At 25.3% G+C, this 363-nt stretch carries 1 protein-coding gene; it reads left to right on the top strand.

The features are described from left to right. Positions 1 to 108 precede the first annotated feature (108 nt). Positions 109 to 363 (top strand): hypothetical protein (locus tag AC1DWA_RS33840; protein ID WP_477917932.1); only part of this gene is annotated, 255 nt, incomplete at its 3' end.

The following is a 363-nucleotide window of genomic DNA, read 5'->3' as shown; positions in this document are numbered from 1 at the left end:
GCTTTATTTTTAAGTTGTTCTTCTTTAAATAGAAAGAGAGATTTTATAAAAGCATTAGAGGATTTATTCCAAGGAGAAAAACTAGATGAACTTAACTATGTTAAATAAATGATATACTCTTACTTATTTAGATGGTCACCAAAAGAACTAAGATATTCTAATGAAGAAGCTAATAATATAATAAAAAAGTATTTTAATAATCAGCATAATCTTTATATAAAGGCAGCTCTCATTAACATTCACAATGACTGGGAGTGTTATATAAATACAAAAAAAGACTATATCATAAGTAATAGTAGCGATGAAGAGGTTACTAATCTTTTCTATTCATTAGGTTTATCATCTATATTAGATCAGACTTAC

The organism is Rhodococcus sp. P4_F3_2, assembly GCF_056401335.1.
This window is presented reverse-complemented; position numbering and strand designations above follow the sequence as displayed.